Below are 24,590 nucleotides of genomic sequence, written 5' to 3' on the forward strand. Positions count from 1 at the left end.
CCTCTTGTCGTTGGTTTCAAGTCTTGCGGCTGGGCAGGAGTGTCGGGCGGTGGGCGCGGCATCAGCCGCCGAGGAAGAGCCGGCGGATTTCTGGATCGGTGGCGAGGGCGGGGCCTGGGCCTTCGCGGCTGTTGCGGCCGGAGACGAGGACATAGCCGCGCGTCGAGATTTCGAGCGCCTCCAGCGCGTGCTGCTCCACCATCAGGATCGGCAACCCGCTCTTGTTGAGCGCGACGATGGCCTCGAACAGCTCTTCAGCCGCTCTGGGAGAGAGGCCTGCCGTGGGCTCGTCCAGCAGCAGCAGGGCGGGCGCGTTCATCAGCCCCATCGCCATGGCGAGGATCTGGCGCTGGCCGCCGGAGAGCGTGCGGGCGAGGGCGCCGCGCTTCTGCGCCAGCATGGGGTAGCGGGCATAGAGCTCGTCGGCCCGGCGCTTGACCTGCGACGGGTCCTGGAAGCCGCTGATCTCGAGATTCTCGCCGACGCTCATCGCGCCGAAGACGTTGCGCTCCTGCGGGACGAAGCCGATGCCGAGGCGGGCGCGGCCGAGCGCGCCCTCGGCCGTGACGTCGGTGCCGCCGATGACGATGCTGCCCCGGCGCGCCTGGACCAGCCCGGCGATGGTCTTCAGCAGCGTCGATTTCCCGGCGCCGTTGGGCCCGATGATCGAGACGATCTCGCCCTGCGCGACGCGCAGCGAGGTGCCCTTCAGGATTTCCTCCGAGGCGCCATAGCCGGCGGTGACGCCGTCGACGGTCAGGAGATCGGCGGGGACAGCGGTCAATGACGCCTCCCGAGATAGGCTTCCTGCACGCGCGGATCGGCCGCCACCTCCTCGAAGGAGCCCCTGGTCAGGGTCTGGCCCTCGGCCAGCACGATGACGGGGTGGCACAGCCGCTTGATCAGCGCCATGTCGTGCTCGATCAGGCAGATCGTCAGCCCATCCGCGTTGAGCCCGGTCAGATGCGCGGCGATCTCGTCGGCGAGGGTGGGGTTCACCCCGGCCATCGGCTCGTCCAGCAGCAGCACCTTGGGGTCGGCCATCAGCGCCCGGCCGATCTCGACGAGCTTCTTCTGCCCGCCGGACAGAGCGGTGACCGGATTGTCCAGCACATGGTCGAGCTTCAGGCGCCTGGCGATGGCATGGGCGCGCTCGGCGAGCTCCGCCTCGCGGCGGCTGGCGGCGCGCGAACCGAACACCCCGGCGAGCAGGCTCTCGCCCGGCTGGCCGGCGCCATAGAGCATCAGATGCTGGAAGACGCTGAGCTTGGGAAAGCCGCGCGCCAGCTGGAAGCTGCGCACCAGCCCGGCCGCCACCAGTTTCTCCGGCGGCAGGCCGGTGGTTTCGCCCGCGCCGAGATGGACCGTGCCGCCCTTCGGCCGGTAGAGCCCGGAGATCGCGTTGAACAGGGTCGATTTGCCGGCGCCATTGGGGCCGATCAGGCCGGTGAAGGAGCCTTCCGGCACCTCGAGATCGACTCCGCGCAGGACATGGACGCCATAGAAATCGAGCTTCAGCCCGGTGATGCGCAGGGAAGCCGTCATCGGGCCGCCGCCGTGCGCAGCCTGGCCGCCGGCTCCATCGGGAATTGCTGGCGCACCTGCTGCTTCCAGAAGGCGAGCATCTCGGCGAAATAGGGCGGGTCGTTGCGCAGGACGGTCTGGGCGATCATGCCGCGCATCAGGCACATCGTGGCGTTCATCACGGTGCGGACATGGTCGGGCTCGGCACCGGTGCGGGCGGCGAGCGCGGTCCAGATCGCATCGAGCCCGGCGTGGAAATCCCGGACGGTGGGGATGAGATCGGCCTTGAAATCGGGGTTGTGCCGGGCTTCCGGCAGATATTCCATCGTGACGTAGAACAGCCTGTCCGACATCATCTGCCAGATATAGTCGACGATCTCGTCGCTGGAGCCGCCCTCGGTCACGAATTCCTCGGCGAAGCGGTGCAGGCCCTGCGTGGACTTGTCGAGCATATGGGCGACGGCGGCGCTGATGATCGCCTCGCGCCCCGCGAAATGATGGGTCAGCGCGCCGCGCGAGACGCCGGCCTTGCGGGCGATCTCGGGGGTGGAGGTGCGGGCGAGGCCGCGGTCATGCAGCAGGTCGATCGTCGCTTCCAACAGCTTGGCGGAGGTCTCCGCGCTGCGTTCCCGTTGGGATCGTCTCTTGCCGGTCGAAATCGAGGTCACGCGCCGCCCGCCCTTGGAAGAAGCTGCTGCAAAGCTGCGGCTGCATATGCAAACAGTCAAGCTTGTTTCTTGTGTTTCGGCGCGGGTTTTTTTCGCCGTTGCGCAAGGATTGGGCGCGGGCCTCGGATGCGGGTCGGGACGGTGCCTTTCAGGAAATCGAAAGTGCCCGCTTCAGGTGACGGGCAGCACCGAGCAGCTCTGGCCGCCATCGACCGGCAGGCAGACGCCGGTGATGAACTGGGCCTCGTCCGAGGCGAGGAAGACGGCCGTGTTGGCGATGTCCCAGGCGGTGCCCATGCGGCCGAGCGGCACGGAATTGGCGCGGGCGGCGACCATCTCCTCGACCGAGCCGTACTGGCCGGAAATCTGCTTGTAGATCAGCGGCGTATCCATCAGGCCCGGCATGATGCAATTGGCCCGGATCCCCTGCCGCGCATATTGCATCGCCAGCCCCACCGTGGCGTGGTTCACGGCGGCCTTGGTGGCGTAATAGGCGAAATAGGGGTAGCCGACCCAGCGGATCGCGGCGAGCGAGGAGATGTTGACGATCGCGCCGCCGCCGCCTTCCAGCATATGCGGGATGACCGCCTTGGAGCAGCGGAAGACCGAGCCGAGATTGAGGTCGATCGCCGCCTGGAAATCCGCTTCGCTCAGCTCCACCGGGCCGCCCATATGGGTCATGCCGACATTGTTGTGCAGGATGTCGATGCGGCCGAACCGCGCGAGCACGGCCGCGACGGCCGCCTCGATCGAGGCCTGGTCTGTGACATCGGCCGCGATGGCGAGCGCGCTGCCGCCTTCCCCGGCGATGATGGCAGCGGTCTCCTCGGCGGCCTCGGCCCGCCGGTCGACGCAGGCGACCTGCGCGCCCTCGCGGGCGAAGGCGACGGCGACCGCCTTGCCATTGCCCCAGCCGGGGCCGGAGGACCCTGCGCCGAAGACGATCGCGGTCTTGCCCTTCAGGCGCTCGGCCATGCTGTCCTGCCGTCGGTTTTCGGGGATCGGCGCCGCGCTCGAACGAGGCGGCGCATGAATGGGCGATCGTCCTGCCGCCGGTCCGGAGGCAGGACGATCCGTCGTCGCCGAGGCATCGGCTGGGATGCCGGCGGCGGGTTTGCCGATCAGCTCAGCGAGCTGCCGACCGCCTTCTCCAGGATGGCCCAGGCCTCGTCGCCATATTTCTTCTTCCACTCGGCGTAGAAGCCGCCCTTGCGCAGCGCCTCACGGAAGGGGGCGGCCTGCGTGTCGTTGAAGACCATGCCCTTGCTCGTGAGATCGGCGCGCAGCCCGGAATTCAGCTTCTCGACATCGGCGCGCTGCAGGACGGCCGCCTCGTTGAGGTTCTTGGCGACGATGGCGCGCAGATCCTCGGGCAGCCGCTCCCAGGCGCGGCGATTGCCGAGGAACCAGAACCCGTCCCACATATGGTTGGTCATGGAGCAGAATTTCTGCACCTCGTAGAGCTTGGCGGTCGAGATGATCGCCAGCGGGTTCTCCTGGCCGTCGACGATCTTGGTCTGCAGCGCGGTGTAGACCTCGGCGAAGTTGATGCTGGCCGGCGCCGACTGGAAGGCGGTGAACATCGAGGTCCAGAGCGGGCTGACCGGGACGCGGATCTTGAAGCCCTTGAGATCGTCGGGGGTATTGATCGGGCCCTTCGAGCTGGTCATCTGGCGGAAGCCATTGTCCCAGATCTTGTCCATCACCACCAGATTGGCCTTGGTGATCTGGCCGCGCACATAGGTCCCGAGTTCGCCGTCCATCGCCTTCCAGACGGAGGCGTAATCGGGGAAGGCGAAGCCGATGCCGTTCACCGAGGCGTTGGGCACCAGCGTCGACAGGATCAGCGGCGAGAGGGTGAAGAACTCGATGCCGCCGGACCGGACCTGGCTGAGCATGTCGGTGTCGGAGCCGAGCTGGCTCGAGGGGAAGATCTGGATCACGAGCCGTCCCTTCGACTCCTCCTTGATCTTCTCCACCGCCGCGGCGGCGCGGATGTGCAGCGGGTGGGTGACCTGCAGGTTATGCGCGAATTTATAGGTGAATTCGGCGGTCTGCGCCTCGCTCCGGCCGATGGAGAAGGAGCCGATGGCGGCGGCGGCGGCCGAGCCCTGGATCAGCGTGCGGCGTGAGATGGTCATGGTCGTCAGTCTCCCTGTGATGATTTCTTGTGGGTGATGATGGTCGGCCCCGGACCTTAGGCGAAGGCGCGGTCCTTTCCTCAGAGCGCGATGGTCGAGATGATCGGGAAGGCGGCGATCAGGATCAGCCCGGCGAGCAGGGCCACGAGATAGGGCCAGATCGCGCTCATCGCCTCGTCCGGCGAGACATTGCCGATCTTGCAGGCGATGTAGAAGCCGATGCCGATCGGGGGGGTCATCAGCCCGATATTCATCGAGGTCACCACCACCATCGAGTAATGCACGTCGTTGATGCCGAGCTTCTTGGCGATCGGGAACATCAGCGGGGCCATCAGCACCAGAGCGGGCAGGCCTTCCAGAACGCAGCCGAGAATGATGAAGACCAGGATGGTGATGCCCATGAAGGCCATCCAGCCGCCGGGCAGATTGGCCATCCAGATCGCCAGCTGATTGGCGAAACCGGTCTGGGTCAGCGCCCAGGCCATGGCGGAGGCGGCGCCGAGGATCATCAGGATGGCGCCGGAGAGAGCCGCCGTCTCCACCAGCATCGCGTAGAATTTGCGCAGGCTGATGCCGCCATACAGGACGATGCCGACGATCATCGCATAGACCACGGCGATGGTGGAGACTTCCGTCGCGGTGGCGACGCCGCCGCCGACGGCACTGCGGATCAGGAAGGGCAGGACGAGCGCGGGAGCCGCGATCAGCGCCGCCTTCCAGATCACCGCGAGCGGCGCGCGCCTGACGCCGCCCAGGCTCTCGATCCCGGCCTTCCAGCGGGCGAGCACGGCGAGGACCAGCAGCAGCACCATCGCCACCAGGAAGCCGCTGGTGAACAGCCCGGCGATCGACACGCCCGCCACCGAGCCGAGCACGATCAGGACGATCGAGGGCGGCACGGTCTCGGCCATGGCCGCGCCGGTGGCGAGCAGCGCGATCAGCTCCTTGGGCTTGTAGCCGCGGCGCTTCATTTCCGGGAACAGCGCCGGCGCGACAGTCGCCATGTCGGAGACCTTGGAGCCGGAAATGCCGGAGACCAGGAAGAGCGAGCCGAGCAGCACATAGGACATGCCGGCGCGGACATGGCCGAGCATCGAGGCCAGGAAATCGACGATCGCCTTGCCCATGCCGGTGGCGTCGAGCACGCAGCCGAGCAGCACGAAGATCGGCACCGACAGCAGGATCAGGCTGGACATGCCCTCATCCATCCGGCCGATCATCACCAGCATCGGCACATTGGTGGAAAAGGCGAGGAAACAGAGCGTGCCCATGCCGAAGCAGAAGGCGATCGGCACCCCCGCCACCAGGCAGGCGGCGACGACGATGACGAGGAAGATCAGGATGTTGCCGTAGCCGAGCCCCTTGAAGAGCGGCGCCATGAACCAGCAGAAGAGCCCGATCGCCGCGATGATGGCGAGCGACAGCAGGAGGTCGGCCGGGCGCGAGGTGCGGATGGCGTGGCGGATCGCCAGCAGGAACATCGCCGCGATGCCGAAGGCGATGGCCGAGACGCGCCAGCTCAGCGACAGCCCGAGCGCCGGCGAGGTCACGAAGGATTCCTCCCTGGCATAGTCGATCGCCGGGTAGATCATGGCCAGCAGGAAGGTCGCGACCACCAGCAGGGCGAAGCTGTTGACGAAGTCGCGCAGGCGCGGCGGCATCATCCCCACGAAGAGCGTCAGACGCAGATGCTCGTTGCGGTCGATCGCGATGGCGGAGCCGAGCATGGCCAGCCAGAGGAAGGAGATCGAGGTGACCTCGTCGACCCAGATCACCGGCAGCGAAAACAGATAGCGCGAGACGACGCCGAGCAGCAGCACGCCGATGATCAGGATCAGCAGGCCAGAGGCGATGATCTCGATCGGCCGCATGATCGGCGAGCCCGGCCGCAGCCCGGTCTCCAGCGCGATCTCGGGCAGCGCGATCTTGTCGGCGACGTCGACCATCGTCAGCGCCGCCCCGCCGGAACGGCCGCCGCAACGTCACGGATCGCCCTGGAGGCGCCATCCAGCATCATCGAACCAACCTCCCTCGTGCCGATCTTGTTCAGGCCGATCGGCTTCGACCGTTCCACATTGTGCAGCAACATGGCGATCGCTTACCTTGGAGACTACACATCGGACCGGGGATTGCAATCAGCAAAGCGCCAATCTACCATTTGTCGGATAAGAACAAGGTCCATGATGTGGACCAATGAGGGACCGTCAGGGTGGAGCAGGTCAGCGTGTCACGGAGCGACATCTCCGGATCGCAGAGCGTGGATCGCGCGCTCCGCCTGCTGGCGCTGATCGGCCGCGAGCCGGCGGGCGGCCTGCCGCTGAGCGAGATCGTCAGCGAGAGTGGGCTGAACAAACCGACCGCCAGGCGCCTGCTGATGGCGCTGATCCGTGGCGGGCTGGTCGAGCAGGAGCCGCTGACGCGGCATTACTGCCTGGGCGAGGAGGCGTTCGTGCTCGGCATCCTGGCGGCGCGCCGCCACAGCCTGCTCGAGCTGGCGCAGCCCGGGCTCCGGCGCCTGTCCGAGACGACGATGGATACGAGTTTTCTGACCGTGCGGCGCGAGACCTCGGCCGTCTGCCTGCACCGGGAGGAGGGCACCTATCCCGTCCGGACGCATGCGCTGCAGGTCGGCTCCCAGCATCCGCTCGGGGTGGGGGCGGGCTCGCTCGCCATGCTCGCCGCCCTGCCGGACGAGGAGGTGGCGCAGGTGATGGCCGCCAATGAGCGGGTGCTGCTGGCGCAATATCCGGGTTTTCCGCCCGATGAGCTGATGGCGGATCTGAAACTGACGCGGGAACGCGGTGTCTCGCTCAATCCGGGGCGGCTCGTCGCCAGCTCTTGGGGCATGGGGGCGGCCTTCCGCTATCCCGACGGGCGTGTCGCGGGGGCGCTGAGCCTGGCCGCGATCGACAGCCGGATGCAGCCGCCGCGCCAGCCCGAGCTCGCCCGCCAGCTCCTGGCCGAGGTGGCCGAGATGGAGCGCCTGCTCGCCCGCATGTTCCTGTCGAAGCCCGGCGGCCGGCCCGGTCTCCAGCCGATCGACGCGATCGTCCGCCAGACGAGGCCGACAGCCCGCAAACCTGCCTTCGGGAGTGCCTGATTTGAACGACACCGGTTTTGCTGGAAGCGAGGGGCCCAAGGGCGGATTGGCGCCGATGTCGCGCCGGGTGATGAACCTGGCGCATATCGTGCGGCAGAACGCCCGCCGCCTGGCCGATCACCCCGCCTTCATCTGGGGCGAGCGCAGCTGGAGCTGGGCCGAGATCGAAGCCCAGGTCTCGGCGCTGGCCGCCGGTCTGGCGGCGCGTGGCATCGGCAAGGGCGACCGCATCCTCGTCCATTCCAAGAATTGCGACGCGATGTTCGTGTCGATGTTCGCGGCGTTCCGGCTCGGCGCCGTGTGGGTGCCGACGAATTTCCGGCTCCTGCCGGACGAGGTCGGTTATCTCGCGACCTCGTCGGGGGCGCGCTGCTTCCTCTGCCATGGGGATTTCCCGGCGCATGCCGCGGCGGTGGCGGCGCTTTCGCCGGCGCCCGACTTCACCTGGCGCATCGGGCCCGGGGATTTCGGCGACGACGAAATCGGCGCGGTGATCGCCCGCCATGCCGGGACGAACGTCCCCGACACGATCGTGGAGCATGACGATCCCTGCTGGTTCTTCTTCACCTCGGGAACGACGGGACGCTCCAAGGCCGCGGTGCTGACCCATGGCCAGATGGCCTTCGTCATCACCAACCACCTCGCCGATCTCGTGCCCGGCGCGACCGAGGCCGATGCCTCGCTGGTGGTGGCGCCGCTGTCGCATGGGGCGGGCGTCCACCAGCTCGTGCTCTCGGCGCGGGGCGCCACGACGATCCTGCTGCCCTCGGAGCGTTTCGACATCGACGAGGCGTTCCGCCTGATCGCGCGCTACCGGATCACCAACATCTTCACGGTGCCGACGATCCTGAAGATGCTGGTCGAGCATCCGGCCGTGGACCAGCACGACCATTCCAGCCTGCGCTACATCATCTATGCCGGCGCGCCGATGTATCGCGAGGACCAGAAGGCGGCGCTGGGCAAGCTCGGCAAGGTGCTGGTGCAATATTTCGGCCTGGGCGAGGTGACCGGCAACATCACCGTGCTGCCGCCGGCGCTGCACCGGCAGGAGGACGGGCCGGAGGCGCGCATCGGCACCTGCGGCTTCGAGCGAACCGGCATGCAGGTGCAGATCCAGGACGATCAGGGAGCGGAGCTGCCGCCGCACCGGCAGGGCGAGATCTGCGTGATCGGGCCGGCCGTCTTCGCCGGCTATTTCGACAATCCCGAGGCCAATGCCAAGGCCTTCCGCAATGGCTGGTTCCGGACCGGCGATCTCGGCCATATGGACGAGCAGGGCTTCGTCTACATCACCGGCCGCGCCTCGGACATGTATATCTCGGGCGGCTCCAACATCTATCCGCGCGAGATCGAGGAGAAGGTGCTGACCCATCCCGCCATCGCCGAGGTGGCGGTGGTCGGCGTGCCGGATCCGGTCTGGGGCGAAATCGGCGTCGCCGTCTGCGTGACGCGGCCCGGGGCGCGGGCCAGCGAGGCCGAGATCGCCGCCTTCCTCTCGGAGAAGATCGCCCGCTACAAGATGCCGAAGCGCTTTTTCTTCTGGGAGGCGCTGCCGAAATCCGGCTATGGGAAGGTCCCCAAGCGGCTGGTCCGCGACGAGCTGGAGGCCCGTGGCGAGCTCGACTGGCTGCGGGGAGCCGCGTCATGAGGCATATCGCCCAGCCGGGGCCCGCCACCGGCGAGCGGGTGGAATGGGTGGAGAGCCATGGCCGGCGCTTCGATCTGGCGCTGCAGCCGGGTCTGCCGCTGGTCGAGAGCATCCGCCGCGGCTTCGCGGCGGCGGGCTTCACCAGCGGGGTGGTGCGGGTCGACGGCGTCGCGCTCTCGCCCTTCGCCTATGTGATGCCGGCGCTGTCGAAGACCCCCGAGCATGCCGCCTTCTACAGCGAGATCTTCCGGCCTGCCGGGATCGCCCGGATCGAGACCGGCGCGATGAGCTTCGGCCTGCGGGACGGCGCGCCGTTCTTCCACTGCCATGCGCTGTGGCAGGAGGCGTCGGGCCGGCGCAATGGCGGGCATATCATGCCGGACGAGACAATGGTGGCCGAGCCGGCGACGCTGCCGGCTGTCGGCCTCGACGGTGCGGGCTTCGCCGCCTATCTCGACGGCGAGACCAATTTCAAGCTGTTCGGCCCGGCGGCCACGGCGGCGATGGGCACGGCCCGCGACGGGCGCTTCTTCGCCCTGCGCCTGCGCCCGAACATCGATGTCGCCACGGCGCTGGAGACGTTCTGCAGCGCGCGCGGCATCAGGCGGGCGGTGATCCACGGCGGCGTCGGCAGCACGATCGGCGCGCGCTTCGAGGATGGCCGCAGCGTCGAGAATTTCGCGACCGAGGTCGCGATCCGCAGCGGTGTGGTGACACCGGACGGGGCCGAGACGGCGATCGACGTGGCGCTGGTGGATTATACCGGCGCCATGGCGCAGGGCCGGCTGCAGCGCGGCGACAACCCCGTGCTGATGACCTTCGAGCTGGTGCTGGAGGCGGTCTGAGAGACCGTCTGAGAATGCGAGCCCTCATCCTGAGGAGCGACGAAGTCGCGTCTCGAAGGATGGTTCAGCGGACGCCGGAGCCTTCTGGCGCATCCTTCGAGACGCCATTCCCGACGGAATGGCTCCTCAGGATGAGAGCTGAGGATATTTCAAACGGTCTCTGAGAGGAATATCCGTCCGACGCTTGCGCGCCACCTCCTGATCACGCAGATCCTTGCGGCGGATTTTTCCGGTCGCGGTCAGCGGCAATGCGCCGCCGTATTTCGAACGTTGGAGTTAGACGCGCGCCCAGCAGAAGGCATGAGATAAACTGTCATCAGCTTGATGAGCTCCTGCCGAAGTTCTGGTGAGCCCAGTGTTCCACGACGCGCGGCATTGTGGACAACGCCATCCAACGCGTCGGAAAGCACGATAGCAATAAGCTGCGCCTCGGCCTCTTGCAAGTCGCTTCTCAATGTCATGACAGCGCGCACGTAACACTGGATGTATTCGGTCTCGAAAACGCTGTTGGGGTCGCGGAACGCTTCGAAATTTGGTGCCTCATCCAGAAGAATACGGTGCAGGCGTGGATGGGCGCTGTGCGTTCGAATCAAGGCGTCGATCCACATAGCAATAAGTGACTGCCCGTGCGTCCCACTCGCGTCAACACGGCGGAGAGCGGCTAGACAGTCATCAAGGTGGCGACGCCGGATCGCCTGGATCAAGGACAGCTTGTTCGGGAAGTACTGGTAGAGCGAGCCCACGCTTGCACCAGCGGTCTCGGCAACTTTGTTGGTGGTAAATGCAGCCCATCCAACTTCCGCGAGAATGCGAGCTCCTGCTTCAATAATCGCTTCGACAGTGGCCTTGGACCGGGCCTGGCGAGGGGGTTTTCGAAGTCCCTGCAAGGCTCCAACAATGCGAGTAGACACGTAGACTCCTTCAGATCGACAATGGGGACGTTCGCCATGCCGTAAGGATAACATAAATGAACGACGCGCTCTTAACACTCATGTCATATCAGCTATGGGCTGACAGTGAATTTTTGGACAAACTTGAGCTGCTCGACAAAAAGAAAAATAGTGTAGAATACGAGGCGGGTCTACGGTTGATGGATCACATCAATGTCGTTGCCCGGATATTTTCGGCACACCTTTCCCGCGAGAATCACGGCTTCCTGTCTGATAAGACAATCCCCACTCCGGCACTTGCGGAGCTTCGTGCGTCCATTGAGCAGACCGACAGGTGGTATCTCGACTATGTCCAATCCTTATCCCAGGACGAGCTGAGGGAGCGGATTTCGTTTGCATTCACGGATGGCGACAAGGGCAGCATGTCACGGGGAGAAATGCTGATGCATGTGGTCCTTCATGGTGCGGTCCATCGTGGTGAGATCGGTCGGATTCTTTCCCAAATCGGTGCGGATCTGCCGTGGGATACTCTTGCGGTCTTCTTGCACAGTTCAGAACCAGCAAGACGACGGTGAGGGGGGACGGGCTGATACCTGCCTGATGCTGACTGCGCTTCGTGCTGGAACCGGAACCTGTCAGGATTGAGCCCCAGCCCCACGCTTGCGCGCCACCTCCCGGTCTCGGAGATCCTTGCGGCGGATTTTTCCGGTCGCGGTCATCGGCAGTTCCGTGACGAATTCGATCTCGCGCGGATATTGGTAGGCGGCGAGGCGCTCGCGCACGAAGCCCTGGATCTCCGCCGCGAGCGCCGGATCGGGCGTGATCCCCGGCCGGGGCAGGATGAAGGCCTTGACCACTTCGGTGCGCACCGGGTCGGGGCTGCCGACCACCGCCGCCATCAGCACGGCGGGGTGGCGGATCAGGCAATCCTCGATATCGCCGGGGCCGATGCGGTAGGAGCCGCTGGAGATGATGTCGTCGTCGCGGCCCTGGAACCAGTAATAGCCGTCCTCGTCGCAGGAGCCGGTGTCGCCGGTGACGAGCCAGTCGCCGATGAATTTCGCGGCGGTGGCGTCGGGCTGGCGCCAATATTCCAGCATCATCACCGGGTCTGGCCTCGCCACCGCGATCAGCCCGGGCTGCCCGGCGGGCAGGATCTCTCCCGCGGGCGAGATCACCGCGACCCGGTGGCCGGGCACGGCGCGGCCCATCGAGCCGGGGCGCACGGGGAACAGGCCGGCGCAGTTGGAGACGATCAGATTGGCCTCGGTCTGGCCGTAGAACTCGTTGACCTCGAAGCCGAACGTGTCGCGGCTCCAGGCCAGCATATCGGCGCCGAGCGTCTCGCCGCCGGTGCCGATCGAGCGCATGGCATGGCCGAAGCGCCGGGGATTCTCGACCTGGCGCATCAGCTTGAGCGCCGTCGGCGGCAGGAAGGCGTTGCGCACATGCCGGCGCGCCATCAGGTCGAAGGCGGCCTCCGGATCGAATTTGCGGGCGCGGGCGGCCAGCACCGGCGTGCCGAAATAGAGGCTCGGCAGCAGGACGTCGAGCAGCCCGCCCGCCCAGGCCCAATCGGCTGGGGTCCAGAACAGATCGCCCGGCTGCGGAAAGAACTCCTGCGGCAGCTGCACACCGGGGAGATGGCCGAGCAGCACGCGATGGGCGTGCAGCGCGCCCTTCGGCTTCCCGGTGGTGCCCGAGGTGTAGATGATCAGGGCCGGATCGTCGGCGCGGGTGTCGAGCGGCGCGAAACTGTCGGAGGCGCGCGCCATTTCCAGGGCGAGGTCGGGATGGCCGGCGCCGCCGATGACGAAGATGCTGGCGAGCTCGGGCAGGGCGGCGCGGATCGCCTCGATCTTCCCGATATTCTCCGCATCGGTGATCAGCGCGCGGGCGCCGCTGTGCTGCAGCCGGTGCTCCAGCGCATCCGGGCCGAACTGGGTGAAGAGCGGCAAGGCGACGGCGCCCATGCGGTAGATCGCCATATGCGCCTGCGCCGTCTCCGGCCGCTGCGGCAGCAGGATGCCGACCCTGTCGCCGGGGGCGACGCCATGGGCGCGCAGCATGTTACTGAGGCGGTTGCTCTGCGCCTTCAGCGCGTCGAAGCTGGTGACGGAGAGCGTGCCGTCCAGCTCCTCATAGAGCAGAGCGGGGCGGCCCGAGCCGTCGGCATGGGCATCGCAGCAGGCCGTGCCGATATTGAACCGGGCCGGGATGCGCCATTGGAACCGGTCCAGGGTCTCCTGAAAGGTCGCGTGCCGCTCAAGCATCGGAGACGTCCTGGTGACGGCGCTTCATCAGCAGTTTGAGATGGCCGGTCTGGACCTGTTCGCCGCGCTGGTTGACGACGTCGAGCCGCAGCGTGACGATACCGCGATCCGGCTTGCGGGTCGGCCGGGTCTCGGTACAGGTCACGACGGCATGGACGGTGTCGCCGATCCGGACCGGGCCGGCGAAGCTCCAATTCAGGTCGAGCAGGCCCATCGTCGTGGCGTCGATCAGGTTCTGCTGCGACATCAGCCCGATCGCCATGGCGAGCGTCAGCGGGCCATGGGCGATGCGCTCCTGGAACGGTGTCGTGGCGCAATATTCGGCGTCGACATGCAGCGGGTTGAAATCGCCCGAGAGGCCGGAGAACAAGGTGATGTCGCCTTCGCCCACCGTGCGGCCGCGCGTGACGACACGCAGCGCGGTGGTGAACTCCTCGAAATACAGACCCATGGCGCTCCGCCCCGTTCCTTTTCGCGATTAGGCACGCGGCTTGGCCCGGCTGACAAGCACCCGGCCGGTGCGTTTCGTCCCGCGAGGGGTTGCAGGAGTGCGGAGAGAAAGGCGCCGCGCCATGCTGTAGGCTCGGTCGAGAACCCGGATAGGGCGACGCGCCGGACCCCCGACACTCCGCACGAGGATGAGCCGCATGACCACACCGATCTGGATCGAGGCCGCGATCAACGGCCCCTGGGGCAAGGAGCGGCAACCCGGCATCCCGATCACCATCCCGGAGATCGTCGCGGATGGCATCGCGGCCGTGGAAGCGGGCGCGGCCATCGTCCATCTGCATGTCTATGACGTCGAGACCGGGCGGCAGCGCGACGATTGGGAGCTCTACGCCCAGGCGATCGAAGGCATCCGGGCCAAGGTCGACGCCATCGTCTACCCCACCATCCCGATCGTCGGCTCCGGCTATGCCGGCGATATCATCGGCTCGGGCCGCTATACCCATCTGGAGGAGCTCGCCCGGCGCGGGCTGGTGGAATGGGGCGTGCTCGACCCCGGCTCCTGCAACTGGACGACCTTCGCCGGCATACCGGAGGGCGAGCCCGGCTTCATCTACCAGAACCCCGGCGAGCATATCCGCGAGGGGATGGAGGTGGCGCAGCGCCACAAGGTCCATCCGAGCTATGCGATCTATGAGCCGGGCTTCACCCGCCTGGGCGCCGCGCTGGCGAAGGCCTATCCCGGCATGCCGGTGCCGATCTACCGGCTGATGTTCTCCGACGCCTTCGCCTGGGGCTTCCCGCCGCGCGAATGGGCGCTCGACGCGCATCTGAAGCTGCTGGCGGAGGATGCGCCGGGCGCGCCGGTGATGATCGCCGGGCTCGGGGTCGATCTGACGGAGCTGATCGGGCCGGCGGTGGCGCGCGGGGTGCATGTGCGGGCGGGGCTGGAGGATGCGCCGTTCGGCTGCGCGCTCGGCAATCGCGACCTCGTCGCCCGCAGCCTGCGCCTCGTCGAGGCCGCGGGAGGGCGCGCCGCCTCCGTCTCCGAGGTCAGGGCGGCGCTGAAGGCGGCCGGGCGCTAGCGAGAGCCCGCCGGCCGCGGTGCCGCAGATGCTGGCATTGGCGCCGGCAGGCCCTACATGCAGTCGGTGAGTTCTCACCGAAGGCGCCTTGCCCCATGTCCGACCGCGATAGCGAAGCCAACCGCTTTTCCGCCCGCGCCGCGCGCTATGCCCGCGTCGGAGCCAATGTCGGCGGGGTCGCGGCGCGCATCGCGGGCACCAGGCTGTTCGGGCTCGAAGGGCGCAATCTCTCCAATGCCGAGGCGCTGGCCAAGGCGCTCGGCGGGCTGAAGGGCCCGATCATGAAGGTGGCGCAGCTCGTCGCCACGATCCCCGACGTGGTGCCGCCGGAATATGCCGAGGAGCTGCAGAAGCTGCAGTCGCAGGCGCCGCCGATGGGCGCGGCCTTCGTCAAGCGCCGGATGATGGCCGAGCTCGGCGCCGGCTGGCGGGAGCGCTTCGCCGAGTTCGAGCTGAAGCCCGCCGCCGCCGCGTCGCTCGGCCAGGTCCACCGCGCGCGCACGCTGGGTGGCGCCGACGTCGCCTGCAAACTGCAATATCCCGACATGGAATCGGCCGTGGAGGCCGACATCTCCCAGCTCGACATCCTGTTCGCGCTGCATCGGCGCATGGATCCGGTGATCGACACCAGCGAAATCGCCAAGGAGATCGGCGCCAGGGTGCGCGAGGAGCTGGATTATCTGCGCGAGGCGAAGCATGTCGCGCTCTACGACGCGATCCTGTCCGACACGCCCGAGGTGCGGGTGCCGGCGCTGGAGCCGACGCTCTCGACCAAGCGGCTCTTGACCATGCACTGGCTCGAGGGCGACCGCATCCTCGACCACAAGCAGGACGGCCAGGACGCGCGCAACCGCATCTCGACGGCGATGTTCAAGGCGTGGTGGCGTCCCTTCAGCCATCACGGCGTCATCCATGGCGACCCGCATCTCGGCAATTACACGGTGTTTTCGGAGGAGGGGGCGCCGGCCGGCATCAACCTCTTGGATTACGGCTGCATCCGCATCTTCCCGCCCTCCTTCGTCGGCGGGGTGGTGGATCTCTATCGCGGGCTGCTGGAAGGGGACGAGGCGCGCGTCGTCCAGGCCTATGAGGTCTGGGGCTTCCAGGGGCTGACCCGCCATCTCGTCGACACGCTGAACATCTGGGCGCGCTTCATCTACGGCCCGCTGCTGGAGGACCGGACCCGCCGCATCGCCGAGGATGTCAGCCCGGCGGAATATGGCAGGCGCCAGGCCTTCGAGGTGCATCAGGCGCTGAAGGCGAAGGGGCCGGTGAAGGTGCCGCGCGAATTCGTCTTCATGGACCGCGCCGCCATCGGGCTCGGCGGCGTCTTCCTGCATCTCGATGCGGAGCTGAATTTCCACCGCCTGTTCGAGGCGGAGATCGCCGATTTCTCGGTGCAGCGCGTCGCGGAGGCGCAGGCGGCGGCGTTGCGCGCCGCCGGGCTCGCTGCGACGGCCTGAAACCCGCGCAGGATCCGGTTCCCGTCCATCCCGCGCCGGAGCGCTTCGTCCCCCGGCTGCGCGCCCGTGCTCCGTTGCCAGACCCTTCGCAGTTGCGCTAAGGCAGGGGATCACATTCGCATGCTGGAACCTCATTCATGGCTCACCACGAACATAGCGCTGGCGACGTCCCGCAGATGGATTATGCGGAGCATGAGCGCACCTATGAAGGCTTCATCCATTTCGCCGAAGTCGGCACCGTCGCCTGCCTCGCCATCGTCACGGCGCTGGCCGTCGGCGGCTCGGCCCATGCCTGGGGCACGGCGATCCTCGGCACGCTGCTGACGCTGGTCGCCTCCGCCGTCGGGATCGCCTCGCGGTCCATCGGCTGGCGCGCCCCCGCCATTCCCTTCGTCCTGCTGCTGCTGGCGCTCGCCGTCCTCTAGGACGGACGCCGCCAGCCGCCTCGCTCATCCTCCAGCCCGAGAGGCCTCGCCCTGCCATGCGCATAGCCGTGCCAGCCGAAACCCAGGGGGCGGAGACCCGCGTCGCCGCGACGCCGGAAACCGTCCGCAAGTTCATTGGCCTCGGGGCCGAGGTCGCGGTGGAGACGGGGGCGGGGCTGGCCTCCGGCATCTCGGATGCGGATTACCAGGCCGCGGGCGCGACCATCGCTCCCTCGGCGGCGGAAGCGCTTGCAGGGGCGGCGATCGTGCTCAAGGTCCGCCGCCCGGGCGAGGCCGAGATCGCGGCGCTCCCGGCCGGCGCGCTGGTCTTCGGCATCATGGATCCGCATGGCAATGAGGAGGCCGTCGCGGCGCTGGGCCGCGCCGGGGTCTCCGCCTTCGCCATGGAATTCATGCCGCGCATCACGCGCGCGCAGGTGATGGACGTGCTCTCCTCCCAGGCCAACATCGCCGGCTACCGCGCGGTGATCGACGGCGCGGCCGAATATGGCAGGGCGATGCCGATGATGATGACCGCGGCCGGCACCGTCCCGGCCGCACGGGTCTTCATCATGGGCGTCGGCGTCGCCGGGCTGCAGGCCATCGCCACGGCGCGACGCCTCGGCGCCATCGTGACCGCCACCGATGTCCGCCCCGCCACCAAGGAACAGGTCGAATCGCTCGGCGCGAAATTCCTGGCTGTCGAGGATGACGAGTTCAAGCAGGCGCAGACGGCCGGCGGCTACGCCAAGGAGATGTCCAAGGAATATCAGGCGAAGCAGGCCGAGCTGACGGCGAGCCACATCGCCAAGCAGGACATCGTCATCACCACCGCGCTAATTCCGGGCCGCCCCGCGCCGAAGCTGATCTCGGCGGCGATGGTGCAGAGCATGAAGGCCGGCTCGGTGATCGTCGATCTCGCAGTGGAGCGGGGCGGCAATTGCGAGCTCGCCAGGCCGGGCGAGACGGTGGTGACGGAGAACGGCGTCAGGATCGTCGGCCATCTCAACCTGCCGGGCCGGCTGGCCGCGACCTCCTCGCAGCTGTACGCCAAGAACCTCTTCGCCTTCGTCGAGACGCTGATCGACAAGAAGGAGAAGGTGCTCGCGGTGAATTGGGAGGATGAGCTGGTCAAGGCGACAGCCCTGACCCGCGACGGCGCCGTCATCCATCCGAACTTCGCAGCGAAGCAGGAGCTCGAGCCCGAGCCCGTCGTCGAGGGGAGCGTCACCAATGGCTAATCCGACACCCGAACTGGCGCTCGAACAGGCCCGCTCCGCCGCGGCGCTGGCGCGGCAGGCGGCAGAGCTGGCCGAGAAATACGCCGAGCAGGCGGCGGTCGCGGCCAGCCTCGCCACCGGCGGCGTCGACCCCACGGTCTACCGGCTCGCGATCTTCGTGCTCGCCGTCTTCGTCGGCTATTACGTGGTCTGGTCGGTGACCCCCGCGCTGCACACCCCGCTGATGTCGGTGACCAACGCGATCTCCTCGGTGATCGTCGTGGGGGCGCTGCTCGCCGTCGGCGTCGATGCCCTGCCGGCCATGGGCGACGGCCCGGTCTGGGCGAAGATCTTCGGCTTCATCGCGCTGGTGCTGGCATCGGTGAATATCTTCGGCGGCTTCCTCGTCACCGAGCGCATGCTCTCGATGTACAAGAAGAAGGTCTGACGCCACATGGCCGCGAACCTCTCCGCCCTTCTGTACGTCGTCGCCGGCGTCCTGTTCATCATGGCCCTGCGCGGCCTGTCGCATCCGACCACCTCGCGAAAGGGCAATCTCTACGGCATGGTCGGCATGGCGATCGCCATCCTGACGACGGTGCTGTTCTTCCCGCCGGCCGGCTTCTCCGGCTGGTTCCTGGTGATCGCGGGCATCGCCATCGGCGGCGGCATCGGCGCCTATATGGCCCGGCGCGTGCAGATGACGCAGATGCCGCAGCTCGTCGCCTTCTTCCATTCGCTGGTCGGCCTGGCGGCGGTGCTGGTGGCGGCGGCGGCGCTCTATGCGCCGGAGGCCTTCGGCATCGGCCGCACCGGCACGATCAAGGGCGCGAGCCTGTTCGAGATGGGGCTCGGCGTCGCCATCGGCGCGATCACCTTCACCGGCTCGATCATCGCCTTCCTCAAGCTCGACGGGCGCATGAGCGGCAAGCCGATCATGCTGCCCCAGCGCCACGGCATCAATATCGGGCTCGGCATCGCGCTGGTGGTGCTGCTGCTGATCTTCCTGAAGACCGAGAGCCATGTCGTCTTCTGGCTGATCGTGCTGGTCTCCTTCGCGCTCGGCGTGCTGCTGATCATCCCGATCGGCGGGGCGGACATGCCGGTCGTGGTGTCGATGCTGAACTCCTATTCCGGCTGGGCCGCGGCCGGCATCGGCTTCACCCTCGGCAATATGGCGCTGATCATCACCGGCGCGCTGGTCGGCTCGTCCGGCGCGATCCTCTCCTACATCATGTGCAAGGCGATGAACCGCAGCTTCATCTCCGTCATCCTCGGCGGGTTCGGCGGCGACGACGCGGCCGCCGGCGCGGGCGGTGCGGTCGAGGCGCGGCCGGTGAAGCAGGGCTCCTCGGACGACGCCGCCTACATCATGAAGAACGCCGGCAAGGTCATCATCGTGCCGGGCTACGGCATGGCGGTGGCGCAGGCGCAGCACACGCTGCGCGAGATGGCGGATCTGCTGAAGAAGGAGGGGGTGGAGGTCAAATATGCCATCCATCCCGTGGCGGGGCGCATGCCCGGCCATATGAACGTGCTGCTGGCGGAAGCCAATGTGCCCTATGACGAGGTCTTCGAGCTCGAGGACATCAACTCGGAATTCGGCCAGGCCGATGTGGCCTTCGTCATCGGCGCCAACGACGTCACCAATCCGGCGGCGAAGACCGATCCGCAATCGCCGATCTTCGGCATGCCGATCCTCGACGTCGAAAAGGCCAAGACCGTGTTGTTCATCAAGCGCGGCATGGCGGCGGGCTATGCGGGCGTCGAGAACGAGCTGTTCTTCCGCCCGAATACGATGATGCTGTTCGGCGACGCCAAGAAGGTCACGGACGAGATCGTCAAGGCCATGGCGCACTGACCGGCGCCCTTGCAATGCCTGCGGAGGCCGGCCTCGCGCCGGCCTTCTGCGTTTCGAGGACATGCGCATGAGCGCCGCCACCATCCGCCCCATGCAGGAAGGCGACCGCGAGGCCGTGCTGGGGCTGTTGATGGAGCTCGCCGCGCATGAGGCCGGGCTCAGCGCGACGCGCGCCACGGGCCTGGACACGGCCGCGGCGCTGCTCGCGGCCGACAGCCAGGAGACGGCCGATCATGGCGGGGCGCAGCTCGTCGCCGAGGCCGGCGGGTGCTGCGTCGGTTATCTCGCTTTGCGCCTGGGCGAGACCGGGCCCTATGTGCTGGAGCCGCTGCGCCAGCATGTGCTGATCGAGAACATCGTGGTGGCCGCGTCCCATCGCGGCACGGGGATCGGCCAGGCGCTGCTCGCCGCGGCCGAGAGCTTCGCCCGGCAGGCCGGCTGCCGAGCCCTGCATCTCGGTGTGCTGCCGGGCAATGGCGCCGCCCTGCTGGCCTATGAGCGCGCCGGCTTCAGCGTCTTCTCGATCGCCATGGCCAGGCTGCTGGACTGAGGGGCCGCGCCCGCTCAGCTCCGGAACAGGCCGCCCAGGCTGCCGCCGCCGCTGCCGCCGCCGCTGCCCATGCGCGAGGCGCCGGCCCGTGCGGTGGCGTTGTTGCCGTCGAGGCTGAGCGCACGCTGATAATCCTCGGTGGCCTGGGCGCGCTTGCCGAGCCGCTCATTGGCGAGGCCGCGCCCGGCCCAGGCCTCGGCATTGCGGTTGTCGACATTGAGCGAGGCGGTGAAATCCTCGAGCGCCGCGTCGAACTTGCCGACGGCGATCAGGCTCTGGCCGCGGGCGGTATAGGGCGGCGCGGTATAGGGGTTGCGGTCGATCACGGAATCGAAATCGGTGATCGCATATTGGTGCTGGCCCTCCTTCTGGTAGACCAGCCCGCGGGCGTGGAAGGCCTCGGCGGATTCGGGGTTGAGCCGGATCGCCATGTTCAGATCGGCCAGGGCCTGCTGGCTGTTGTTCTGGGCCCGCAGCAGATTCGCGCGGCCGATATAGGCCGGCGCATAATTCGGATTGGCGGCGATCGCCTTGGTGAAATCCGCCAGCGCGGCCTCGCTCTTGCCGGTCTGGCGCAGAGCGAGCGCCCGGTTGGTGTAGGCGGAGGCGAGGTTGGGATCGAGCTGCACCGCCTTGGTGAAGTCGCTGACCGCCTCCTGGAAGCGGCCGACGCGGGCATAGGCGGCGCCGCGCGTATTATAGGCGTTGGGGTCGTTGGGATTGCGCGACACGACCTCGCTGAGCGAGCCGATATTGACGCTGGCCTCGGCTGCGGAGGTGGTGTCGAGCTCCGCCACGGGCGCCTGGGAGCCGATATTCGAAACGGTATCGCAGCCCGCCAGCATGAGGGCGAGGCCCGCCGTGGCCAGCAGCGCCCTGCCATTGTCCATCATCAGCTTCATCGGTTTCGCTTCCGTGCCTTGCTTGCCGCGGCTGCGCCTGGCAGCCCGTCGGGTGTGGGTGCGCTCCCCAACCAGCAGCGCCCTGGAACTGCGGCCGTCCTGCCAAGACTTGATGTCCATACCAAGACCGACACGACGGACCGAACGCGCTATCGGACGCCGCTGCGGCGCCCGCCTCGAAGTTCGTGCGGCGGAAAGCCACGGAGCGCTGGCTTCAGCCTCTCCGCCTTGTGCACGATCATTGCCGAAAATGCGACAACGCCCGGGGCTGACCCCAGGCGCGTAGGTTCAACTGTGCGGGCGCAGGACCAGGCAGGCCAGGGGGCCCGCCCATGCGCGCGCTGCAGACAATCAGGGACGCTTCGGCTTGACCGGCGCGGGCAGCAGGCCTTCGCGCTGGAGCTTCTTGCGCTGGAGCTTACGGGCGCGGCGAACGGCCTCGGCCTTCTCGCGCGCCTTCTTCTCGGAGGGCTTCTCGAAATGACCACGGAGCTTCATCTCGCGGAAAATGCCCTCGCGCTGCATCTTCTTCTTGAGGGCGCGGAGAGCCTGATCGACGTTATTGTCGCGAACGAGAACCTGCACGTGATTGTCCGTTTCCAGCGGGTTGGTCTAATGAGTTCGGGCCGGAGCATCCGCCAAATCGACGGGTCTCCGGAAGATTTGTGCCACTAACAGAATTCGACTTCACTGTCCACGCCGGAAAGCACGCAAAAAGCGGGTCAAAACGCCTTGTCCGACCATGATCTCGATTCCGAAGCGCTGCGCCGCGTCATGCTCATCGCCAGCGAGCTGGCGCTGCCGGCCTGGGAGAAGGTGGAACTCGCCTATGCCAGGGGGCTGACGCTCGCTTCGGCGAAGCAGAGCGTGCTGGACGAGGAGGTCGAGCGGCTGGCGCCGGTGACCGAGGCCGTGGTGATCGAGCGGCTGGTCCAGCTGGTGATGCACACGCCGGCCTCGGGCCTGCGTCCCATCGCGCGGGAGCGCCATCGCAAGGCGGTGCTGAAGCGCCTGATGCAGCCCTATCGCGATGCCGGCGGGGCCGAGCCCGGAGGCTTCGCGCTTTGGCTCTATGACCGATTCGGCATCGTGCCCGGGCCGGTGCGGGCCTTCTGGCAGGCGCGCGGGGAGCGGCTCGGCCGCGTCGGCTGAGGCGGCTCGCGGCGCAGCCGGGCTTCAGCGCGGCTCGGGCGAGACGCGCGTGACATGCCCCATTTTCCGGCCGGGCCGGGATTCGCGCTTGCCGTAGAGGTGGAGATGCGCGCCGGGCTCGGCCAGGATCTCGCGCCAGTCGCCGCTCGCCTCGCCGATCAGGTTTTCCATGACGACGCGCCCCAGGCGGCGGCTGGAGCCGAGGGGAAAGCCGCAGATCGCCCGGACATGCTGGTGGAATTGCGAGGTCTGCGCGCCTTCGCTGGTCCAATGGCCTGAATTATGGACGCGCGGCGCGATCTCGTTGACGATCACGCGCTCATCCTCGCCTTCGCCGGTGATGAACATCTCCACCGCGAAGACCCCGACATAGCCGAGCGCATCGGCGATGCTGCGCGCCGCGGCGATGGCGATCTCGGCCGTCCGCGGGCGCAGCTGCGCGGGAACGCGGGTGAAGGCCAGGATATGGTCGCGATGCTCGTTCTCGCAGACGTCGAAGGCGGCGAAAGCGCCGTCGCCGCCACGGGCGGCGACGACCGACACCTCGCGCAGGAAGGGCACGAAAGCCTCGAGTACCGCGGGGAAGCGGCCGATCATGTCATAGGCGGCCGCGAGATCGGTGCCTTCGGCGATCTTGACCTGACCCTTGCCGTCATAGCCGAAGCGACGCGTCTTGAGGACGCTGGGCCGGCCGAGCGCCGCGACGGCGGCCTCGAGATCCGCCAGCGTATCGATGCTGCGAAACGGGGCGACGGCGAGGCCGAGCCCGGAGACGAACTGCTTCTCGCTGAGCCGGTCCTGCGTCACCGCCAGCGCCCGCGCTCCGGGATGCAGGGGCACGCGCGCGGCGAGGAAGGCGGCTGTCGGCGCCGGCACGTTCTCGAATTCATAGGTCACGAGATCGACCGCATCGGCGAATCCGGCCAGCGCCGCCTCATCCTCATAGGCGGCCAGGGTATGGCGCGCCGCGACGTCGAAGGCGGGGCTGTCGGCTTCCGGCGTGAAGACATGGCAGCGAATGCCGAGATCGGCCGCGGCGAGCGCGATCATCCGGGCGAGCTGGCCGCCGCCCAGAATGCCGAGCACGGCGCCGGGCGCGAAACGCATGGTGTCCATCAGGCGTCGTCCCGCGCCGGGCGCTCGGCGATGGCGGCGGTCTGGCGGGCGCGATAGGCATCGAGCCTCTCCGCCAGAGCGGCATCGCCCAGCGCCAGCACGGCTGCCGCGAGGAGGGCCGCGTTGACCGCACCGGCTTTGCCGATCGCCAGCGTGCCGACCGGGATGCCGGCCGGCATCTGCACGATCGACAGCAGGCTGTCCTGGCCGGACAGGGCCTTGGATTCCACGGGGACGCCAAAGACCGGCAGCGGCGTCAGCGAAGCGGTCATGCCCGGGAGATGGGCAGCCCCGCCGGCGCCGGCGATGATCACCTTGAACCCCTCGGCCTTCGCGCTTTTCGCGAAGCTGACCATCCGCTCCGGCGTGCGATGGGCGGAGACGATCCGGGCATCATGGGCGATGCCGAGCGCCTCGAGCGTCTCGGCCGCATGGCGCATCGTCGCCCAATCGGACTGGCTGCCCATGATGATGGCGACTTCGGGGCGGAGCTTGGCCATTGCGGATCGCTTCCGGAGGGTTCGAGCGGAAGCGGGCGGTCTAGACCGGCGAACGCTGAGGAAGCAAGCGGCGAATCGCGAGGGCGCCGCTCAGGCGATGATATCCGGGGTCAGCGCATCCTCGATCTGGGCGATGCGGTCCTTGAGATAGAGCTTGCGCTTCTTCAGCCGCTGCACCTGGATCTGGTTGACCGCGCCGACCCGTTCGAGAGCGTCGATGGCGCTGTCGAGATCGCGATGCTCCTCGCGCAGGCGGGCGAGTTCCGACAGGAAGGTCTCGACCTCTTCCGGGCTGAATTCCAATCCCATAGGCCATCTCATCATCGCCGCGATTGGCGGCGACTATGGGGACAGCCAAAGCGCGCCGCAAGTGTCGTGCGCCGCGGTGAGAGGTCGGCACGGGTTCATTCGTGCCGGCTGGAAAGGGGCCGGTAACGATCACAGAATGTCATGCCGGGCCGTGAAAGCGGCCGGCAGACGCGAAGCCGGCTCTATGTCACACTGACCAGGTCAACCGCTCATCAGGAGGATCCAGATGTCGTTGCAGACCCATCTCGCAGAACTCGAACGCAAGCATCGCCAGCTCGAGGAGGCGATCTCCCAGGCGGCGGCTCGCCCGTCCACGGACGGGCTGAACATGGTCGAGATGAAGCGGAAGAAGCTGCTGCTGAAGGAAGAGATCGAGCGTGTACGGCAGACCCTGCCGGATCGAACGCTGCATTGAGGCGGCGGGTCGCGGCGACCCGTCCAGCGTTCCGGAAAGGCAGGACCGGCTCCGAA

27 protein-coding genes are annotated in these 24,590 nt (G+C 67.5%); 13 read left to right on the forward strand and 14 right to left on the reverse strand.

The window, feature by feature from the left end; all coding sequences use genetic code 11:
• Window positions 1–61 precede the first annotated feature (61 nt).
• The 6 genes from ASG72_RS19310 to ASG72_RS19335 form a co-directional block, all read right to left on the reverse strand.
• Entirely contained in the window at window positions 62–784 is a 723-nt protein-coding gene (locus ASG72_RS19310) for an ABC transporter ATP-binding protein (RefSeq protein WP_056716102.1), read from the reverse strand.
• The gene (locus ASG72_RS19315) at window positions 781–1,545 is read right to left on the reverse strand and encodes an ABC transporter ATP-binding protein (RefSeq protein WP_056716105.1); all 765 of its coding nucleotides are present in this window, start codon (window positions 1,543–1,545) and stop codon (window positions 781–783) included. Before ASG72_RS19315 ends, ASG72_RS19310 begins: the two co-directional genes overlap by 4 nt.
• On the reverse strand, window positions 1,542–2,192 hold the full coding sequence (locus ASG72_RS19320; protein WP_056716110.1) for a TetR/AcrR family transcriptional regulator: 651 nt from the start codon (window positions 2,190–2,192) through the stop codon (window positions 1,542–1,544). The genes ASG72_RS19315 and ASG72_RS19320 overlap by 4 nt, the downstream gene beginning before the upstream one ends.
• 171 nt (window positions 2,193–2,363) lie before the next feature.
• Complete coding sequence (locus tag ASG72_RS19325) at window positions 2,364–3,167, reverse strand: SDR family oxidoreductase (protein ID WP_056716112.1); 804 nt, start codon at window positions 3,165–3,167, stop codon at window positions 2,364–2,366.
• A gap of 146 nt (window positions 3,168–3,313) precedes the next feature.
• Window positions 3,314–4,333: a TRAP transporter substrate-binding protein gene (locus ASG72_RS19330; RefSeq protein WP_056716114.1), complete on the reverse strand. Its 1,020-nt coding sequence runs from the start codon at window positions 4,331–4,333 to the stop codon at window positions 3,314–3,316.
• An 80-nt stretch (window positions 4,334–4,413) separates the two neighbouring features.
• Entirely contained in the window at window positions 4,414–6,279 is a 1,866-nt protein-coding gene (locus tag ASG72_RS19335) for a TRAP transporter large permease subunit (protein WP_056716117.1), read from the reverse strand.
• Between the two features lie 278 nt (window positions 6,280–6,557).
• On the opposite strand from ASG72_RS19335, the gene ASG72_RS19340 reads away from it, so the two are divergent.
• From ASG72_RS19340 to ASG72_RS19350, 3 genes are read left to right on the forward strand one after another with little or no spacing between them, the layout of a single operon-like run.
• Window positions 6,558–7,433, forward strand: coding sequence for an IclR family transcriptional regulator (locus ASG72_RS19340; protein WP_156396063.1), 876 nt, complete (start codon window positions 6,558–6,560; stop codon window positions 7,431–7,433).
• 1 nt (window position 7,434) lies between these two features.
• Window positions 7,435–9,081, forward strand: coding sequence for an acyl-CoA synthetase (locus ASG72_RS19345; RefSeq protein ID WP_280137765.1), 1,647 nt, complete (start codon window positions 7,435–7,437; stop codon window positions 9,079–9,081).
• Complete coding sequence (locus ASG72_RS19350) at window positions 9,078–9,926, forward strand: DUF296 domain-containing protein (RefSeq protein ID WP_056716126.1); 849 nt, start codon at window positions 9,078–9,080, stop codon at window positions 9,924–9,926. The genes ASG72_RS19345 and ASG72_RS19350 overlap by 4 nt, the downstream gene beginning before the upstream one ends.
• A 239-nt stretch (window positions 9,927–10,165) precedes the next feature.
• On the opposite strand, the gene ASG72_RS19355 is transcribed toward ASG72_RS19350, so the two are convergent.
• A complete protein-coding gene (locus tag ASG72_RS19355) occupies window positions 10,166–10,837 on the reverse strand; it encodes a TetR/AcrR family transcriptional regulator (protein ID WP_082540497.1) in 672 nt (223 codons plus the stop codon).
• A gap of 56 nt (window positions 10,838–10,893) precedes the next feature.
• Between ASG72_RS19355 and ASG72_RS19360 the strand changes: the two genes are divergently transcribed.
• On the forward strand, window positions 10,894–11,391 hold the full coding sequence (locus tag ASG72_RS19360) for a DinB family protein (RefSeq protein ID WP_056716128.1): 498 nt from the start codon (window positions 10,894–10,896) through the stop codon (window positions 11,389–11,391).
• 60 nt (window positions 11,392–11,451) lie between these two features.
• Here the strand turns inward: ASG72_RS19360 and ASG72_RS19365 are convergent, their stop codons facing one another.
• On the reverse strand, window positions 11,452–13,089 hold the full coding sequence (locus ASG72_RS19365) for an acyl-CoA synthetase (RefSeq protein ID WP_056716132.1): 1,638 nt from the start codon (window positions 13,087–13,089) through the stop codon (window positions 11,452–11,454).
• Window positions 13,082–13,540 (reverse strand): MaoC/PaaZ C-terminal domain-containing protein, encoded by a 459-nt coding sequence (locus ASG72_RS19370; protein ID WP_056716139.1) that lies wholly within the window; start codon window positions 13,538–13,540, stop codon window positions 13,082–13,084. Before ASG72_RS19370 ends, ASG72_RS19365 begins: the two co-directional genes overlap by 8 nt.
• A gap of 196 nt (window positions 13,541–13,736) precedes the next feature.
• Here ASG72_RS19370 and ASG72_RS19375 point away from each other — a divergent pair, with 196 nt between their 5' ends.
• From ASG72_RS19375 to ASG72_RS19405, 7 genes are all read left to right on the forward strand, one after another.
• On the forward strand, window positions 13,737–14,621 hold the full coding sequence (locus tag ASG72_RS19375; protein WP_056716140.1) for a 3-keto-5-aminohexanoate cleavage protein: 885 nt from the start codon (window positions 13,737–13,739) through the stop codon (window positions 14,619–14,621).
• Window positions 14,622–14,716: 95 nt separating this feature from the next.
• Window positions 14,717–16,084: an AarF/UbiB family protein gene (locus ASG72_RS19380; RefSeq protein WP_056716144.1), complete on the forward strand. Its 1,368-nt coding sequence runs from the start codon at window positions 14,717–14,719 to the stop codon at window positions 16,082–16,084.
• 137 nt (window positions 16,085–16,221) lie between these two features.
• Window positions 16,222–16,509, forward strand: a complete 288-nt coding sequence (locus tag ASG72_RS19385; RefSeq protein ID WP_056716146.1) for an aa3-type cytochrome c oxidase subunit IV — start codon at window positions 16,222–16,224, stop codon at window positions 16,507–16,509.
• A 56-nt stretch (window positions 16,510–16,565) separates the two neighbouring features.
• The gene (locus tag ASG72_RS19390) at window positions 16,566–17,750 is read left to right on the forward strand and encodes a Re/Si-specific NAD(P)(+) transhydrogenase subunit alpha (protein ID WP_056716149.1); all 1,185 of its coding nucleotides are present in this window, start codon (window positions 16,566–16,568) and stop codon (window positions 17,748–17,750) included.
• Complete coding sequence (locus ASG72_RS19395) at window positions 17,743–18,177, forward strand: NAD(P) transhydrogenase subunit alpha (RefSeq protein WP_056716153.1); 435 nt, start codon at window positions 17,743–17,745, stop codon at window positions 18,175–18,177. The genes ASG72_RS19390 and ASG72_RS19395 overlap by 8 nt, the downstream gene beginning before the upstream one ends.
• A gap of 6 nt (window positions 18,178–18,183) precedes the next feature.
• The gene (locus ASG72_RS19400) at window positions 18,184–19,590 is read left to right on the forward strand and encodes an NAD(P)(+) transhydrogenase (Re/Si-specific) subunit beta (protein WP_056716156.1); all 1,407 of its coding nucleotides are present in this window, start codon (window positions 18,184–18,186) and stop codon (window positions 19,588–19,590) included.
• 67 nt (window positions 19,591–19,657) lie between these two features.
• Window positions 19,658–20,140, forward strand: coding sequence for a GNAT family N-acetyltransferase (locus ASG72_RS19405; protein WP_162246268.1), 483 nt, complete (start codon window positions 19,658–19,660; stop codon window positions 20,138–20,140).
• Window positions 20,141–20,154: 14 nt separating this feature from the next.
• On the opposite strand, the gene ASG72_RS19410 is transcribed toward ASG72_RS19405, so the two are convergent.
• The gene (locus ASG72_RS19410; protein ID WP_056716162.1) at window positions 20,155–21,042 is read right to left on the reverse strand and encodes a tetratricopeptide repeat protein; all 888 of its coding nucleotides are present in this window, start codon (window positions 21,040–21,042) and stop codon (window positions 20,155–20,157) included.
• Window positions 21,043–21,393: 351 nt separating this feature from the next.
• Window positions 21,394–21,627: a 30S ribosomal protein S21 gene (rpsU, locus tag ASG72_RS19415; protein ID WP_056716165.1), complete on the reverse strand. Its 234-nt coding sequence runs from the start codon at window positions 21,625–21,627 to the stop codon at window positions 21,394–21,396.
• Between the two features lie 147 nt (window positions 21,628–21,774).
• Between rpsU and ASG72_RS19420 the strand changes: the two genes are divergently transcribed.
• Window positions 21,775–22,194 (forward strand): hypothetical protein, encoded by a 420-nt coding sequence (locus tag ASG72_RS19420; RefSeq protein WP_056716169.1) that lies wholly within the window; start codon window positions 21,775–21,777, stop codon window positions 22,192–22,194.
• A gap of 24 nt (window positions 22,195–22,218) precedes the next feature.
• Here ASG72_RS19420 and ASG72_RS19425 read toward each other — a convergent pair whose 3' ends face one another.
• From ASG72_RS19425 to ASG72_RS19435, 3 genes are all read right to left on the reverse strand, one after another.
• Window positions 22,219–23,310 carry a 5-(carboxyamino)imidazole ribonucleotide synthase gene (locus ASG72_RS19425; protein ID WP_056716171.1) on the reverse strand — a complete coding sequence of 364 codons (1,092 nt, stop codon included), beginning with the start codon at window positions 23,308–23,310 and terminating at the stop codon, window positions 22,219–22,221.
• A complete protein-coding gene (gene purE, locus ASG72_RS19430; RefSeq protein WP_056716174.1) occupies window positions 23,310–23,810 on the reverse strand; it encodes a 5-(carboxyamino)imidazole ribonucleotide mutase in 501 nt (166 codons plus the stop codon). Before purE ends, ASG72_RS19425 begins: the two co-directional genes overlap by 1 nt.
• A 90-nt stretch (window positions 23,811–23,900) precedes the next feature.
• Window positions 23,901–24,119, reverse strand: coding sequence for a DUF465 domain-containing protein (locus tag ASG72_RS19435; protein ID WP_056716179.1), 219 nt, complete (start codon window positions 24,117–24,119; stop codon window positions 23,901–23,903).
• A 226-nt stretch (window positions 24,120–24,345) separates the two neighbouring features.
• On the opposite strand from ASG72_RS19435, the gene ASG72_RS19440 reads away from it, so the two are divergent.
• Window positions 24,346–24,534 carry a DUF465 domain-containing protein gene (locus ASG72_RS19440; protein WP_056716182.1) on the forward strand — a complete coding sequence of 63 codons (189 nt, stop codon included), beginning with the start codon at window positions 24,346–24,348 and terminating at the stop codon, window positions 24,532–24,534.
• Window positions 24,535–24,590: the final 56 nt, after the last annotated feature.

The sequence above is a fragment of the Allobosea sp. Leaf344 genome, from assembly GCF_001426225.1.
Taxonomy (GTDB): Bacteria; Pseudomonadota; Alphaproteobacteria; order Rhizobiales; family Beijerinckiaceae; genus Allobosea.

Coding starts and splice junctions, on each gene's coding strand:
- ASG72_RS19315 (WP_056716105.1), bottom strand. CDS start 1,545: ATGACGGCTTCCCTGCGCATCACCGGGCTGAAGCTCGATTTCTATGGC.
- ASG72_RS19325 (WP_056716112.1), bottom strand. CDS start 3,167: ATGGCCGAGCGCCTGAAGGGCAAGACCGCGATCGTCTTCGGCGCAGGG.
- ASG72_RS19330 (WP_056716114.1), bottom strand. CDS start 4,333: ATGACCATCTCACGCCGCACGCTGATCCAGGGCTCGGCCGCCGCCGCC.
- ASG72_RS19335 (WP_056716117.1), bottom strand. CDS start 6,279: ATGGTCGACGTCGCCGACAAGATCGCGCTGCCCGAGATCGCGCTGGAG.
- ASG72_RS19350 (WP_056716126.1), top strand. CDS start 9,078: ATGAGGCATATCGCCCAGCCGGGGCCCGCCACCGGCGAGCGGGTGGAA.
- ASG72_RS19360 (WP_056716128.1), top strand. CDS start 10,894: ATGAACGACGCGCTCTTAACACTCATGTCATATCAGCTATGGGCTGAC.
- ASG72_RS19365 (WP_056716132.1), bottom strand. CDS start 13,089: ATGCTTGAGCGGCACGCGACCTTTCAGGAGACCCTGGACCGGTTCCAA.
- ASG72_RS19370 (WP_056716139.1), bottom strand. CDS start 13,540: ATGGGTCTGTATTTCGAGGAGTTCACCACCGCGCTGCGTGTCGTCACG.
- ASG72_RS19375 (WP_056716140.1), top strand. CDS start 13,737: ATGACCACACCGATCTGGATCGAGGCCGCGATCAACGGCCCCTGGGGC.
- ASG72_RS19380 (WP_056716144.1), top strand. CDS start 14,717: ATGTCCGACCGCGATAGCGAAGCCAACCGCTTTTCCGCCCGCGCCGCG.
- ASG72_RS19385 (WP_056716146.1), top strand. CDS start 16,222: ATGGCTCACCACGAACATAGCGCTGGCGACGTCCCGCAGATGGATTAT.
- ASG72_RS19390 (WP_056716149.1), top strand. CDS start 16,566: ATGCGCATAGCCGTGCCAGCCGAAACCCAGGGGGCGGAGACCCGCGTC.
- ASG72_RS19395 (WP_056716153.1), top strand. CDS start 17,743: ATGGCTAATCCGACACCCGAACTGGCGCTCGAACAGGCCCGCTCCGCC.
- ASG72_RS19400 (WP_056716156.1), top strand. CDS start 18,184: ATGGCCGCGAACCTCTCCGCCCTTCTGTACGTCGTCGCCGGCGTCCTG.
- ASG72_RS19405 (WP_162246268.1), top strand. CDS start 19,658: ATGAGCGCCGCCACCATCCGCCCCATGCAGGAAGGCGACCGCGAGGCC.
- ASG72_RS19410 (WP_056716162.1), bottom strand. CDS start 21,042: ATGAAGCTGATGATGGACAATGGCAGGGCGCTGCTGGCCACGGCGGGC.
- ASG72_RS19425 (WP_056716171.1), bottom strand. CDS start 23,310: ATGGACACCATGCGTTTCGCGCCCGGCGCCGTGCTCGGCATTCTGGGC.
- purE (WP_056716174.1), bottom strand. CDS start 23,810: ATGGCCAAGCTCCGCCCCGAAGTCGCCATCATCATGGGCAGCCAGTCC.
- ASG72_RS19435 (WP_056716179.1), bottom strand. CDS start 24,119: ATGGGATTGGAATTCAGCCCGGAAGAGGTCGAGACCTTCCTGTCGGAA.
- ASG72_RS19440 (WP_056716182.1), top strand. CDS start 24,346: ATGTCGTTGCAGACCCATCTCGCAGAACTCGAACGCAAGCATCGCCAG.